We start from the raw sequence: 14,392 nt of genomic DNA, 5'->3' as shown, positions 1-14,392 counted from the left end.
TTTGAATCAATTACAAATATATTTTAATAAGTCAAAAATTACGGACTGTTGGAGCAGTTTTTATTAACAGACTTACAGATTGAAAAACAATCAAAATACTGAAAATAAGCATATTGTATATAGTAGATAGCTGAAAATTGTTAATATGTGTCCAGCGAAGGGGTATGAGAACCTTTTTAAGTTCTTATCGCACATATTTATGTTTTCGGTAATATCTGTAAGCTATTCCGAAAATCAACAGAACGAGTAATGGTCCTGCCAGAGTAAGAATCTGCCATCTTTCTTTTTGAGCAGCTACCTTTTCCTTATCCAGAAAGGCGAGACTAATATCCTTAGAACGAATATTGATGAGTCCGGTATCATCCAGAAGATAGTTTACCGCATTGAGGAGAAATTCCTTATTTCCATACGTGTTTCCAGTATATCGCTGAAATCCCAGTTCTACCGGTTTCCCGCCCTGAATATCATTTTTTATCACATCGCCATCTGAGATCACAAGCATCTTTGTAGGCTTGCTTTCCTCCAGAGGATCTGGTAATTCAAAAGGCTTAATCCTGTTTTTATAGACAGATTTAAAACTACCTTCAAGTAAAACCGCTAAAGGCTGTTCTCCCGCATTATAAGTGCTTAGATCCGGTTTTTCGTTCACCCTGTCCAGGCTTATTTCTACGGGTACGCCCTCAACTTTGCTTCGGGGAGAACTGGATAGAAGAATGGTTTTACTAACATTATTTGGCAGGGTATCTATGGGATTGGCATATTCAAATTTTACCGCTTCGATATTATTGATTATCGGATGATCATTAGGAGAGCTCGTAAGCGGGCTATAGAACCATGGAAAGGGGTTGAAGCGTGTATTGTTGCCACTCCCGCTCGCAAGGATGATAGGGGCTGAGTAAAGATCGTTAACCAGAGAAGGATTGATCCTGAGTCCATAGGAGAAAAAATAATCTCCAAGATTAAGGTCCCGGGGGATTGCAATGGCTGAGCCTCTTTCATTAAAAAGACTGTCGGTTTCCATATTGGTAGCTTCTGCCAGCCAGAGCATTTTGCCTCCATCCATAAGGTACTGATCCAGCACATACTTTTCTTTTTCCGTAAAAGCCTGGGTGGGCTTGGGATCTATAACAAGGTCATAGTTCTTCAGTTCTTCCAAAGTTTTCTGTGGATTTTCAGCTACCGAATCAAGGGTAAAAGGAGCCATAAAATAATACTCCTGAATGGTCCTGATAAAATCTGCAATCCTTGCGTCCGGCAGTTCTCCGTTCCCTCTCATCACCGCTATCTTCTTTTCCCTGGGATAAATAAGCTTGCTAAGACCGTTAGCCAGCGCATATTCAAGTTGTTGTACCGAGGCAGTGACGCGTTGTTCGTCGGTAGCGCCTATCTGGTTCTTTAAAAGAGGGATTTTGACAGTTTTATTTCCAAAATTGGCAATAGCCCAGGGAAAAATGATGCTTTCACTTTCCCGTCCGTTTTCCCGAACATTCAATCGGGCAGGTTCCATTCCCAGCTTATAAAATTCTTCAGCGATGGCGTTGGCGTCATCCCCTTCAGCCAGCGGATCAATAAAATTGAATTTAATATTCCTGTTGTATGCCGAAAATTCTTCGAGCATCTGCCTTGTTTCATTCCGCAGTCTTCTGAATTCTGAAGGGAAAGTGCCTTCCAGGAAAACGTCAAATACTATGGGCTGGTCTACGTCTGAAACAATTTCCCTGGCAGCGGGGGAGAGGCTATAACGTTTGTCATGAGTAAGATCAAAGCGCAGAAAGAATTCTGAAGCTACAAAATTCACAGCGATCAGGATAGCAAGCAGAATAAGTAATGATCTTATTTTATTTGGTTGCCTCATCTGCGGTTCTTTGTTGCTGTAAGATTTATCTCAGTTAGCTTAAGGAACAGAAATATCAAACTGAGAAAATAGATGATATCCCTTGTGTCTATTACGCCGCGGCTGATGCTTTGATAATGAAAGCTAATTCCAAATGATTCCAGGAGGTAACCTGAAGCTCCAAAAATTCCCGTTTCACTGAGTCCTTCAAAAGCAAAATAGCAGATGAAGCAAAGAAAGACCCCAAGCAAGAATGAAATTATCTGGTTGGAGGTAAGGCTCGACGCAAAGATCCCGATAGCGGCATAACATCCTCCCAGGAAAAGCAGTCCGAGATACGAGCCTAAGGTGGCGCCCACGTCAAAATTCCCCGCAGGTCGTCCCAGTTCACTTATGGTTAGTACATATAACAGGCTGGGGACTATAGCTAAAATTATAAGAAGAAATACCCCAAGATATTTTCCGATAACCAGTTTCTTTAAACCAATGGGTTTTGTGAGCAGGATCTCAAGAGTGCCCATACGCTTTTCATCGGCGAAACTCTTCATGCTTATCGCCGGAATAAGAAAAATAAAGATCCATGGAGCCAGTTCAAAGAATGCTTTAAGATCAGCGAAACCGCTATCCAGGATGTTATAACTTCCGCTGAAAACAAAAAGAAAAAGTCCGCAGGCAATAAGAAAAAGTCCAATCACAAGATAACCTGTAAGGGAAGAAAAAAATGATTGTATTTCTTTACTCAGTATTGCAAGCATACTATCAATTATCAATTATCAGTTATGGGTTATCGGTTATGCGTTGTCTGTTCTATTTTTAATGCATTGTCATTTCGACCGCAGGGAGAAATCTCACTTTTCACTCTTCACTTTCCACTTTTCACTTTTCACTTTTCGACTGCGCTCAATGTGACCTAACTCACTAATTAATACTAACTACTCAAGACTAACCACTTTATCCACGCTCCAGGCTTCAGGTTTTTCATTGAAAAGGATCTTGGTTTGAGCCCATACCTTTTTAAAGAGATCAGAATGCCTGTAATTCTCGAGCGCTTCTTCATCTTTCCAGTAACTATACGTGAAAAATCGGTTTGTATTGTCTTTATCCCGGTATAGTTCTAAAAACTGACAACCCTGAAAGCCTCTTATTTTTGTCTTATTTTCTTCAAAGTTTGCAAGAAACTCATCGATCTTATCTTCCTGAAACCCCATTTTCACTATACGTACGAACATCTATTCAAAATTTATGGTAACAGAATCCAGGTACTCCAGCCCAAAAAGGGATGAGGCACTGCCTACGGTACTCGGATTACTTTTATAAATAGCGAGTTCTATATATCCGGCTGAATTGAAAACCGCCAGTTTTTTACCGTCTTCTTCTTTTCTTTTTTCTTTTTCAACATTAAAATTTATCGCATGGCTATAGGTCTCATGGATCTCGGAAAAATTCACCCTCCTGGCCCTGATTGTAAATGCCCTTCCTTTGCCAACAGTTTCGAAAAGCTTGCGTGAGATATTGGTGATCACATTTCCGTAGTTATCAATATAGATAACATGCCCCAGGATCTGGTTTTTATCTGAATTGATGATAGGCTCAAATTGTTTGAAATATCTTATTTCGCTAACACTTTTACCTATTACTTCCAGAGTTCCGCCCCGGGCCAGATGGCAGGCCACTTTTACGAACACATCAAGTACCGGAAAATTGGTCTGTATCTTATCATGGATGTTGATTTCAACGATCTTTTCCGGTTTTATTTCAGAAGCCAGAAGCGATAGTATCCCATTATTGGCACATATAAAATAATGCTCATCGAGTTTTACCGCCAGGTGCTTGTTCTCTGGGGTAAGTTCCGAATCGATCCCGATAATATGAATACTTCCCTTAGGGAAACTTTTATAGGCGTTTTTAATAATATAGGCCGCCTCACTTATATGGAACGGAGAGACCGAATGGGAAATATCAACAATCCTTACATCACTAAGTTCGCTATAGATAGCTCCTTTAACCGCGCCAGCGAAATAATCCTTTTCCCCGAAATCAGTCGTTAAAGTAATGATTGCCATAGGCGATTGTTAATATTTTTTTAATCCGAAACTGGTTATTTTCCTTAAGTTTGTATAGAAGGCGAATATAATTTTATTTTTAGTGATTCGCTTAGGACAAAAGGTAAATTATACCATAAACCTGATCCAAAATTAGGATATTGAGAACGAAGGACAAATTAAAATTTCCTGAAAAAAATCTGTAATGCTTCACCTAAAAAAATATAGCTTTTGAACGAACTTCTTATTGAACTTTCAGAGATCAGCCCTCGTGAATTCTTCGGGCAGCAAAATGAACACATTGAACTTTTAAAAAAGTACTTTCCAAAATTAAAGATTGTTGCCAGAGGCAGTAAGATACGTGTCTTTGGTGATGAGGAAATGCTGGAAGAATTTGATAAACGCTTTACCATGCTCATGGAGCATTTTGGTAAATATAACAAGCTGGACGAAAACACCATTGAGAGGGTTCTTACGAGTGAAAGTGAAGAAGACTATGAAACTTCTAAAGAAAGTGGAGAGACCATCGTTCATGGGGTTAGCGGTAAAGTGGTTAAAGCTCAAACCGCAAACCAGCGGCGCCTGGTAGAACTTTCCAAAAAGAACGATCTTGTGTTTGCCATTGGTCCTGCCGGTACCGGGAAAACCTATACCGGGGTGGCACTTGCTGTTAAGGCTTTAAAGGAAAAGCAGGTGAAAAGGATCATTCTTACCAGACCTGCTGTGGAAGCAGGTGAGAATCTCGGATTTCTTCCGGGAGACCTTAAAGAAAAACTGGATCCCTACATGCAGCCTCTTTATGATGCATTAAGGGATATGATTCCCCATGAGAAACTCGAGATTTTTATCGAAAAAGGGGTTATCCAGATTGCACCTCTGGCATTTATGAGAGGTAGAACCCTGGATAATGCGTTTGTGATTCTGGATGAAGCACAAAATACCACACATGCGCAAATGAAGATGTTCCTTACCCGTATGGGGAAGAACGCAAAATTCATTATTACGGGCGACCCGGGACAGATAGACCTTCCAAGAAGGGTGATCTCGGGATTAAAGGAAGCTCTACTAATCCTGAAGGATGTAAAAGGAGTTGGCATGGTCTACCTGGACGATAAAGATGTGATTCGTCACCGACTCGTGAAAAAGATCATCGCAGCTTACAAAACAATTGAACATAACGAATAACCAAAACTAAAGTTTTCACTCTTTATGAGTAATACAATAATTAAAACAGATTTCAATTTTCCCGGCCAGAAGTCGGTTTACAAGGGTAAGGTAAGGGATGTTTACTCGCTTGAAAATGACCGCCTGGTTATGGTAGCTACAGACAGGCTCTCGGCCTTTGATGTGGTAATGCCTAAAGGGATCCCTTATAAAGGACAGATCCTTAATCAGATCGCAACCAAAATGATGGAAAAGACCAGCGATATTGTCCCCAACTGGCTGGAAGCTACGCCCGACCCGAATGTGGCAGTCGGTTATAAATGTGAGCCCTTTAAGGTAGAAATGGTGATAAGAGGATATCTATCGGGCCATGCGGCAAGAGAGTATAAAGCAGGAAAAAGGGAACTATGTGGAGTCTCTATGCCGGAAGGGATGAAGGAGAATGATAGGTTTCCGGAGCCTATCATCACCCCGGCTACCAAAGCTGAACAGGGGGATCATGATGAAGATATTTCCCGGGAGGATATTCTGAGAAGAGGAATTGTTTCAGAAAAAGATTATGTGCAGCTGGAAGATTACACGAGAAAGCTGTTTGAAAGAGGTACCGAAATAGCCGCGAAACAGGATCTTATTCTGGTTGATACCAAATATGAGTTTGGAAAGACTTCTGATGGAAAGATAGTTTTGATAGATGAGATCCATACACCCGATTCTTCCAGGTATTTTTATAAGAAAGGCTATCAGGAAAGGCAGGAAAAAGGGGAAGCCCAGAAACAGCTTTCGAAGGAATTCGTCAGGCAGTGGCTCATTTCAAAAGGATTCCAGGGAAAAGAAGGGCAGCAGTTGCCCGAGATGAGCGATGAATATATTGAAACGGTTTCCGAAAGATATATCGAGCTTTATGAAAACATAACAGGAGAGAAGTTTGTGAAAGCTGATGTTTCTAATATCGAAGAGCGTATTGATGCTAACGTAAGGAATTATCTAAGCTAAGTTATATCAAACCTTATAAGCACAGCACAAGCCGAATAATATATTCGGCTTTTTTATTTTAAGAATTTACTGCACTTATGTGAAAATTTATATATTTAAAGTCTTCTTTAGTTAAAAAATAGCGAAACTGAATTTTTTAAAAGAAGATAACGAACAATTTTATACATTGTAGAGAATTGATTATTAACCAAAACGACCATATAAGTTCAATAAATTATGAGTAATTATCACATTAAGAATCTTGAAGAATATTTCCAGGTATATAGGAAATCTGTTAGAGAGCCGGAAAATTTCTGGCAGGAAGTAGCCGAAGAGCATTTTGTTTGGAGAAAAAAATGGGATAATGTACTTAAATGGGATTTTTCAAAACCTGAAGTGAAATGGTTTGAAAATGCGAAACTGAACATTACAGAAAACTGTATAGACAGGCATTTACTTACCAGCGGAGATAAAACCGCCATTATCTGGGAACCCAATGATCCTGAAGAAGACTCAGTTAAGCTAACTTTTAAGGAACTGAACCAAAAGGTAAATAAGTTCGCCAATGTCCTGAAGGAGAACGGAATTAAAAAGGGTGACAGGGTTTGTATTTATCTTCCTATGATCCCTGAACTGGCCTATGCGCTTCTTGCCTGTGCAAGAATAGGTGCTATTCACTCGGTGGTATTTGCAGGCTTTTCCTCTTCAGCCCTGGCTACCCGGACACTGGATGCCGACTGCAAGATGCTTATTACCTCAGACGGGTCTTATAGAGGTTCCAAAACAATAGACCTTAAAGGAATTGTAGACAGGGCTCTGGAAGACTGTCCTGATGTGGAAACCGTGCTTGTTGCCAAAAGAACAGGCGCCGAGATCAATATGAAAGAAGGTCGGGATAAATGGCTTGAACCTTTAATGGAGGCGGCTTCAGACGAATGCCAGCCAGAGGTCATGGATGCCGAAGATCCGCTGTTCATTTTATATACTTCAGGCTCTACTGGAAAACCAAAAGGTATGCTTCACACCACGGCAGGATATATGGTTTATTCTGCTTATACCTTTAAGAACATCTTTAAGTATGAGAACGATGATGTTTACTGGTGTACCGCCGATATTGGATGGATTACAGGTCATTCCTATATAATCTATGGCCCGCTGTTAAATGGGGCTACTACTGTAATGTTTGAAGGGGTTCCATCTTATCCCGATTTTGGCAGGTTCTGGGAGATAGTTGAAAAGCATAAAGTGAACCAGTTCTATACGGCACCTACTGCCATAAGAGCTTTGGCTAAAAAGAGCGTTGATCTTGTAGATAAATATGACCTTTCTTCCATTAAGGTTTTAGGTACCGTAGGAGAGCCTATTAATGAGGAAGCCTGGCACTGGTATGACAATAATATTGGAAAGAGTAAAAGCCCAATTGTAGATACCTGGTGGCAAACCGAAACCGGGGGAATCATGATATCCCCAATACCTTTTGTAACACCCACCAAACCTACTTTTGCAACATTACCTTTTCCAGGGATCCAGCCCGTACTGATGGATGAGAATGGAGAAGAGATAAAAGGGAATCAGGTAGATGGCAGATTATGTATAAAATTCCCATGGCCTTCCATGGCCCGGACTATCTGGGGTAATCATGACAGGTACAGGGATACTTATTTTTCAGCTTTTAAAAATATGTACTTCACCGGGGATGGAGCCCTTAGGGATGAGGTAGGATACTACAGGATCACCGGTAGGGTAGATGATGTGATAATCGTTTCAGGTCATAACCTAGGTACTGCACCTATAGAAGATGCCATAAATGAGCATCCGGCAGTTGCTGAGTCAGCCGTTGTTGGTTTCCCTCATGAGGTGAAAGGAAATGCGCTCTATGGATATGTTATTTTGAAGGAATCTGGTGAATATCGTAATCAGGATAACCTGAGAAAAGAGATCAATCAGCAGATAGCAGATAAGATCGGGCCTATCGCCAAACCCGATAAGATCCAGTTTGTAGAAGGACTACCAAAAACCCGTAGCGGTAAGATTATGAGGAGAATTTTAAGAAAGATCGCTTCTAAAGATACCGCAGATCTGGGAGATACATCCACACTGCTTAACCCGGAGGTAGTAGAAGATATTATAAGCGGCGCAGAGAAAATGTAATCATTAGGTCTTAGAACCGGTATAGCTTTTTAAAGCTTACCGGTTTTCCTTTGGTTATTCGGGAAAGCAACTTCATAAATACAATTGCCGTAATATATGCGTCACCTAATGCGGTATGACGATCGGTAAGTTCTATATTATAGGCTTCGGCAATTTCATCCAGAGAATAAGAACGGTCCCGGTTTATCAGGTTACTTGATATTCGTGTTTGCTTATAAAGCACCGCCGTATCCAGAACTTTGTTTTTTAATTTTGGTAATTTGTGGCGAGCCAGCGCCTTATTGATCATTCTTATGTCAAACCTGGCATGATGAGCTACCAGGACAGAATTCCCGATATATTTAAGGAACTTTTTCAAGGCTTCTATTTCAGAAAGCTTCTCAAATTTTTCATTCTGAATTATTCCGTGGATTTTAACCGTCTCAGGATTGAACATTTCCTGCTCGAGGTATATTTCCAGATTGTGCTTTACCTCGATGCTATTATTCATGATTGTCATGGCTCCAATGCTTAGGATGCGGTCCTTTTCAAAATCAAAGCCAGTAGTTTCAGTATCGAAGACCACAAAGCGGTTTGCATTGATGTCTTCAGGCAAACTCTCCTCAAAGCTTTTTGAATAATTCCGCCAGAATTCCGGAAGATTCTCAAGCTTTTGTTTCTTCTTAAACCAGTTGAATATCATATATAGGTTACTTCAAATCTTAGTTTAATGAGCTCCTGTATCTCCTTTATCGTCTTAAAACAACGTTTAAGTTTTACTTTGTCTTCCTTACTCAGATCTGCCAGATTAATGTATCTCCCATTGTCTTTGTATTTAAGTCCCTGCCTTGTCCTAAATTTTATAAGTGCCTTCGAGGAATAGGCGCAGGCAAGATAAAGTTCCTTATTATTGGGTTCCAGCTGGGCCAGTTTTTCAAATCTTTCTGCCGTATTGCTTATATTCTTTACCTGATGTTCCAGGATGAGGAGACGCCCGGCATCGGTGAGGGGCATGATCCCTCTTTTTTTGATATCGAACAAGTCCTTTTTCTCACCGTCCTGTTCTACAAGGAATTGCCTGAAGAATCCCAGTGGAGAAGGGTTCCTCAGAGCCTGAGCCGCCAGTCGCGTAAGGAAATTCTTGTTGCCTTTCAATATACCAAAGACATGGTCGGCCAGTGAATTGGTAAGCCTTACTTCCCCGTAGGTGATGTCAAAATCAAAGAAGATCTGGCATAATAAGATTTCATCAGTCCCCGGATTGGTTACCCATTCAGAAAACTGATTTTTCCATTCAGAAAGGGAAAGGCAGTATTTTGGGTTGCGGGCCATCATCTCGGCCGGGCAAAATTCATAACCTATAATGTTCAGTCTTTTAGTGACTTTTCTGGCCAGCTTTAAGAAATATGCCCTGGTCTCTTCAAGTTTTTCTTCAGGCACATCCTCAAATACAAGTGCATTGTCCTGATCTGTATGTAGTAGTTGTTCTTTTCTTCCCTGGCTGCCAAGGGACATCCACGCAAATTTTACTGGTGGAGCTTCTTCCATCTTGTCCACACACCTCCGGATAGTTCTTTTTATGGTTGCATCATTGAGCTCAAAAAGGATATTTGAAATATGAGTAAGTGGAATATTGTTCTTTATATAACCCTGCAACAGAAACATTATCTTGCTTCTGATTTTCTTTAATTTCTTTGTGCTTCTCGCCCGGTTAATCGCCTTCATTAATACCGACGGATTATTCCCCTGGGATACCATGAGGTCATGTTCAGAAACAATTCCCTTTACTTTGGTATTGGGTGTGCCGTCTTTGGTGATGCATATATGGTTGATGTTATGCTTCATCATGGTAAGCTGGGCCTGGGCAATAGTGATACCTTTAGAGTAGCATATCACCGGCGAATTCATGATCACATTCACGGGGTCATCTATTCGAAACCTGCCCGTCCCTATGGATTCCCTGAAATCTATATCGGTTACAATTCCAACAGGTTTCTGTTCCTCCACCACGATCACAGATCCCACCTTTCGCCGGTTCATTAAGGTAGCCGCTTTTTGAATACTGGTCTCCGGGGATACCGTTACCATTTTTTTGACCATTGGGATAGGTTGAAGGTCAAATAGAACTTCCTTATTAAAGCTCACTTCGGTCTCATCAGAAAAAAGTTTCCCACGGTGCTCATTAGAGTAAGGATTTCTGGTGTTAGAGGCGAAACTTTCCATTAGAAAATTTCCAACCTGGGGATTGCTCACGGCTATCGGCTTAAAGTCAGTAAGCGGAATGGCGTATATAACGCTTTCCTCATCTGTAATGGCATTGATCTGATAATTCTCTTTTGCGAACAATGGTCTTAAACCAAAAACATCTCCCTCATCACATTTATCAATAGTTTCAGGCTCCTCTTTCTCGTCCACCTTTTGAAGATCCACTGCTCCTTTATGAACAATGTAAAAATGCTCATGAACTTTCTCTCCTTTAAGGAAAATTGCTTTCCCCTGTTCATAGTAATTTATCCGCACCTGCTGGGCGATACTATGGAGCTGGTCTTTCTCCAGTAGTGAGAACGGCGGATAATTGCTTAGAAAATCGGCTATTCTTGCAGCTATGGTATTAGTCATACTTCAAATTTATCTGAAATATGGGAAAGAATATAGAAGGTAAGCCGGTTATTTAATTATTGATCTCAATTTTATAATCCTGGATGAGTTTATGAATAGCTTTTTCGGTCTCCGAAAGCTCAATGTAATCTGCCGCTTCATCATTCTTCACCTTTTTAAAATAAGGTACAATCTCCCCGTTTTCATAAGTTTCCACCACTTTTGGATGTACGTAGTATGACCTGCAGATAGCCCGGGTGTTGCCAAGACCTTCAGCGGCAGAATCAAAGGCCTCTAAAATATTCTTTTTATTCTCTTTCTCATCCTCTTTGTAACCGAGTTCCCGTAGTGTTTCAAAGAAAATTTTGGTGGCAGACCAGGTTCGGAAATCCTTTGCCGAGAATATGTCTCCGCTTATTTCGTGAATGTAATCATTGATCATTCCACTGTCTATACTCTGTTTCTTGCCATTTTCATCATAGAACTTGAACAGTTCCCAACCCGGTATTTCCTCACACTGGTTTATAAGATCAACAAGCTTCCTGTTCTCTACGGTGATTGAATGCTCTTTACCTTTCTTACCTATGAATTCGAATTTAAGGCCACTTCTAAATGTCTTTACATGTTTGGTCCTGAAAGTTGAAAGACCGTAGGTTTTGTTATTCTTTGCATAATACTGGTTTCCTATCCTTATATGGGTTTCTTCCATCAATCTAATTACCAAAGCCAGAACTTTTCGTTGTGGCATTCCTTCCAGCTCCATATCTTTTGAAACCTGTCTTCTTATTTTGGGCAATACCTTCCCGAAAGCCGACATCTTAAAGAATTTGGTCTGGTTTCTTATCCTGGACCAGACAGGATGATACATATATTGTTTCCGGTCCTTGTCATCTCGCCCCACTACTTGAATATGCCCGTTTTTGAGGTGGCTTATTCTTACTTCTCTCCAGGCGGGTGGGATAACAAGCTTCTTTATTCTTTGGATGGTTTTTTTATCAGAAACCTTTTCCTCCTTTTTATAATAGGCGAAACCACGTCCAACCTTTTTTCTTTTGATGGAAAGATGATCTTCCGAAACATAAACCAGATCGGCCATTTTTACCGCTTCCTGCGGGTCTTTGATAATAGTGGAAATGTCATCCTGTGATAAGGTCATAGCTTTTTCCCTAAAGATAATGGGAATGACTCTCGCTTATGATTAAAAATTTGTGAAATATTCTGAAAGAAAAAATAAAAAAACTCCCGTATTTTACGGGAGTTTAGAACTTCTTATATTGAGAATTTATTATTCAAAATAACTGAAGGTATCACCTTCTTTTATTTTCAGAAGAGATTCATAAATAAGGTTAATAACATTTTCCACATCATCACGGTGAACCATTTCTACCGTAGTATGCATATATCTAAGAGGAAGGGAGATTAGAGCCGAAGGCACACCTCCGTTACTATAAGCAAATGCATCAGTGTCTGTTCCTGTAAATCTTGAAGATGCATGTCTCTGGAATGGGATCTTCTTTTCTTCGGCAGTATCTATGATGAGTTCCCGCAATTTATTCTGAACTGCCGGGGCATAAGAAATTACCGGACCATCTCCTATCTTATTAAGACCGTTGGTCTTTTTTTCGATCATCGGAGTAGTGGTGTCATGAGTTACATCTGTCACGATAGCAACATTAGGCTTTATTCTGTGAGTGATCATCTCAGCTCCTCTTAAACCAATCTCTTCCTGCACTGAATTTGTCACATACAGACCAAATGGCAGCTTTTTCTTATTTTCTTTCAGGAGTCTGGCTACCTGAGCGATCATGAATCCACCTATTCGGTTATCAAGTGCACGACATACAAACTTATTCTCATTCAATACAAAGAACTCATCCGGATAGGTAATCACACATCCCACATGTACTCCCAGTTTCTCAACTTCTTCTTTGCTGGTGCAGCCAACATCAATACAAATATTGTCCATTTTGGGAGACTGTTCTTTTTCTTTGTCCCTGGTATGAATAGCCGGCCAGCCGAATACACCTTTTACAATTCCTTTTTTTGTATGGATATTCACTCTTTTAGAAGCCGCGATCTGATGATCACTCCCTCCGTTTCTTACTACATATATAAGGCCCTCATCATTAATATAATTTACATACCATGAAATTTCGTCGGCATGTCCTTCTATTACGACCTTATATTCGGCTTCAGGATTTATTACTCCTACAGCTGTTCCATAGGTGTCGGTTATGAATTCATCCACGTAAGGTTTTAGGTATTCCATCCATAATTTTTGTCCTTCAGCTTCATAACCTGTGGGAGCTGCATTATTGAGATAGTTCTCCAGAAACTTTAATGATTTTTTATCCAGTATTTCGGTTTTCTTCATAATTCATAAATTTTAGCGAAATTAAAAAGATTTACACGGAAGGCAACAGCCTAATGATTAATTTTGGAATGATTTTGGTGAAAATCATTTTGAATTTAATGAAATAAATGATCAAATATATTTCCATTTTAATCTTTCTGTTCGGTGTGACCGGGTTTGCTCAGAGGAGTACCTCTGAGAAGGCTCTGGATACGCTGGAAAATGATACGGTAGAAAAACGGTATATGATCATCGCGGGAGATTCCGTTCCAAGGGAAGCTATAGATCTTGAAGAGGTTGTGTTATTGCGCAAGCTCCGATTTGATGATATTGATGCCAGAAGGCGTTATTTGATTTTGAGAAAAAAGACGCGCAAGGTCTATCCTTATGCTAAACTGGCTTCTGAAAGGTTAGTGACCCTTAATGCGAGGCTTGATAAAATCAAATCCAGGCGGGATAGAAAACAATATACCAAGATAGTACAGGATTATATAGAGGAAGAGTTTTCGGCAGAATTAAAAAAACTTACCCGCACAGAAGGGCAGATCCTTGTTAAGTTAATTCACCGGCAAACCGGCACAACAGCCTTTAATCTTGTTAAGAATCTAAAGAGTGGGTGGAGGGCTTTCTGGTACAATACTACTGCCAGTATGTTTGACATCTCTCTAAAAGAGGAGTATCATCCGGAATCCAACCAGGAAGATTTTCTTATTGAGGATATACTTCAAAGGTCTTTTAGAGATAATATTTTAGAAAGACAGGCTACCGCACTGGATTTTGAATATCTGGAGCTGACTGATAAATGGAGTAAATCCATCTCTCCCAAAAAAAGAAGCTGATCTTTCAAGTGTGCTGAACCCTGACATTCAAATGTTTAAAGTTTACTCTTAAAAAAATCCAAAAATACTTTAGAAAAAGTTTGTTGGTAAGGAAAGAATGAGTGTATATTTGCAGCCGCTTTCGCAGGGAGCGGATGTTCACTGACAGTAATGGGAATAGGGCTTAAGGCTGGAAATTGCTTGAAAATAATTTTAATTTTTTCTTTAAAATTATTTGGATTGGAAAGGATAGTCGTTTTATATTTGCACCCGCTTTGGAAACGAAGTGATGTTCATTTGGAAGGGGTTGTGGAGCAGGTAAGGGTTTTGTTGTTGAGCGCTTTAGCTTGAAATCAAAATTTTTTCTAAAAAAGTTTTGGTTGGGAAGAAAAAAGCGTTGTATATTTGCACCCGCTTTCACAGAGAGCAGCCGTTCAAGAATTACAGATTGAGAGTTATAAGAAACAGCCGTTTGGGGCGA

The 14,392-nt window shown here is 40.1% G+C and carries 13 protein-coding genes; 4 read left to right on the top strand and 9 right to left on the bottom strand.

Features of this window, described 5'->3' with window-relative positions; translation table 11 throughout:
• Nucleotides 1-184: 184 nt before the first annotated feature.
• The 4 genes from gldG to EZJ28_RS14345 form a co-directional block, all read right to left on the bottom strand.
• Complete coding sequence (gldG, locus tag EZJ28_RS14360) at nucleotides 185-1,855, bottom strand: gliding motility-associated ABC transporter substrate-binding protein GldG (protein WP_131399101.1); 1,671 nt, start codon at nucleotides 1,853-1,855, stop codon at nucleotides 185-187.
• Nucleotides 1,852-2,589: a gliding motility-associated ABC transporter permease subunit GldF gene (gldF, locus tag EZJ28_RS14355; RefSeq protein ID WP_131399099.1), complete on the bottom strand. Its 738-nt coding sequence runs from the start codon at nucleotides 2,587-2,589 to the stop codon at nucleotides 1,852-1,854. Before gldF ends, gldG begins: the two co-directional genes overlap by 4 nt.
• Nucleotides 2,590-2,766: 177 nt before the next feature.
• A complete protein-coding gene (locus EZJ28_RS14350; protein WP_131399097.1) occupies nucleotides 2,767-3,063 on the bottom strand; it encodes a putative quinol monooxygenase in 297 nt (98 codons plus the stop codon).
• A complete protein-coding gene (locus tag EZJ28_RS14345) occupies nucleotides 3,064-3,897 on the bottom strand; it encodes an S-adenosyl-l-methionine hydroxide adenosyltransferase family protein (RefSeq protein WP_131399095.1) in 834 nt (277 codons plus the stop codon). It lies immediately after the preceding gene.
• 210 nt (nucleotides 3,898-4,107) lie between these two features.
• On the opposite strand from EZJ28_RS14345, the gene EZJ28_RS14340 reads away from it, so the two are divergent.
• The 3 genes from EZJ28_RS14340 (at nucleotide 4,108) to acs (ending at nucleotide 8,163) form a co-directional block, all read left to right on the top strand.
• On the top strand, nucleotides 4,108-5,061 hold the full coding sequence (locus EZJ28_RS14340; protein ID WP_131399093.1) for a PhoH family protein: 954 nt from the start codon (nucleotides 4,108-4,110) through the stop codon (nucleotides 5,059-5,061).
• A 24-nt stretch (nucleotides 5,062-5,085) separates the two neighbouring features.
• Entirely contained in the window at nucleotides 5,086-6,033 is a 948-nt protein-coding gene (locus EZJ28_RS14335) for a phosphoribosylaminoimidazolesuccinocarboxamide synthase (protein WP_131399091.1), read from the top strand.
• A gap of 216 nt (nucleotides 6,034-6,249) precedes the next feature.
• Nucleotides 6,250-8,163: an acetate--CoA ligase gene (acs, locus tag EZJ28_RS14330; protein WP_131399089.1), complete on the top strand. Its 1,914-nt coding sequence runs from the start codon at nucleotides 6,250-6,252 to the stop codon at nucleotides 8,161-8,163.
• Nucleotides 8,164-8,173: 10 nt separating this feature from the next.
• Here acs and EZJ28_RS14325 read toward each other — a convergent pair whose 3' ends face one another.
• From EZJ28_RS14325 to EZJ28_RS14310, 4 genes are all read right to left on the bottom strand, one after another.
• Nucleotides 8,174-8,845, bottom strand: a complete 672-nt coding sequence (locus EZJ28_RS14325; protein WP_131399087.1) for a PolC-type DNA polymerase III — start codon at nucleotides 8,843-8,845, stop codon at nucleotides 8,174-8,176.
• A complete protein-coding gene (locus EZJ28_RS14320; protein WP_131399085.1) occupies nucleotides 8,842-10,761 on the bottom strand; it encodes a DUF294 nucleotidyltransferase-like domain-containing protein in 1,920 nt (639 codons plus the stop codon). The genes EZJ28_RS14325 and EZJ28_RS14320 overlap by 4 nt, the downstream gene beginning before the upstream one ends.
• Before the next feature lie 52 nt (nucleotides 10,762-10,813).
• Nucleotides 10,814-11,896, bottom strand: a complete 1,083-nt coding sequence (locus EZJ28_RS14315; RefSeq protein WP_131399083.1) for a DNA topoisomerase IB — start codon at nucleotides 11,894-11,896, stop codon at nucleotides 10,814-10,816.
• 129 nt (nucleotides 11,897-12,025) lie between these two features.
• Nucleotides 12,026-13,114 (bottom strand): M42 family metallopeptidase, encoded by a 1,089-nt coding sequence (locus EZJ28_RS14310; protein WP_207388470.1) that lies wholly within the window; start codon nucleotides 13,112-13,114, stop codon nucleotides 12,026-12,028.
• 107 nt (nucleotides 13,115-13,221) lie between these two features.
• Here EZJ28_RS14310 and EZJ28_RS14305 point away from each other — a divergent pair, with 107 nt between their 5' ends.
• Nucleotides 13,222-13,932 (top strand): DUF4294 domain-containing protein, encoded by a 711-nt coding sequence (locus EZJ28_RS14305; RefSeq protein ID WP_131399081.1) that lies wholly within the window; start codon nucleotides 13,222-13,224, stop codon nucleotides 13,930-13,932.
• 163 nt (nucleotides 13,933-14,095) lie between these two features.
• Here the strand turns inward: EZJ28_RS14305 and EZJ28_RS16125 are convergent.
• The coding region (locus tag EZJ28_RS16125; protein ID WP_207388469.1) for a hypothetical protein at nucleotides 14,096-14,392 on the bottom strand (297 nt) is incomplete at its 5' end.

The organism is Gramella sp. KN1008, assembly GCF_004332155.1.
GTDB lineage: Bacteria > Bacteroidota > Bacteroidia > Flavobacteriales > Flavobacteriaceae > Christiangramia.
This window is presented reverse-complemented; position numbering and strand designations above follow the sequence as displayed.

Coding starts and splice junctions, on each gene's coding strand:
- EZJ28_RS14305 (WP_131399081.1), top strand. CDS start 13,222: ATGATCAAATATATTTCCATTTTAATCTTTCTGTTCGGTGTGACCGGG.
- EZJ28_RS14325 (WP_131399087.1), bottom strand. CDS start 8,845: ATGATATTCAACTGGTTTAAGAAGAAACAAAAGCTTGAGAATCTTCCG.
- acs (WP_131399089.1), top strand. CDS start 6,250: ATGAGTAATTATCACATTAAGAATCTTGAAGAATATTTCCAGGTATAT.
- EZJ28_RS14320 (WP_131399085.1), bottom strand. CDS start 10,761: ATGACTAATACCATAGCTGCAAGAATAGCCGATTTTCTAAGCAATTAT.
- EZJ28_RS14310 (WP_207388470.1), bottom strand. CDS start 13,114: ATGAAGAAAACCGAAATACTGGATAAAAAATCATTAAAGTTTCTGGAG.
- EZJ28_RS14345 (WP_131399095.1), bottom strand. CDS start 3,897: ATGGCAATCATTACTTTAACGACTGATTTCGGGGAAAAGGATTATTTC.
- EZJ28_RS14350 (WP_131399097.1), bottom strand. CDS start 3,063: ATGTTCGTACGTATAGTGAAAATGGGGTTTCAGGAAGATAAGATCGAT.
- gldG (WP_131399101.1), bottom strand. CDS start 1,855: ATGAGGCAACCAAATAAAATAAGATCATTACTTATTCTGCTTGCTATC.
- EZJ28_RS14335 (WP_131399091.1), top strand. CDS start 5,086: ATGAGTAATACAATAATTAAAACAGATTTCAATTTTCCCGGCCAGAAG.
- gldF (WP_131399099.1), bottom strand. CDS start 2,589: ATGCTTGCAATACTGAGTAAAGAAATACAATCATTTTTTTCTTCCCTT.
- EZJ28_RS14315 (WP_131399083.1), bottom strand. CDS start 11,896: ATGACCTTATCACAGGATGACATTTCCACTATTATCAAAGACCCGCAG.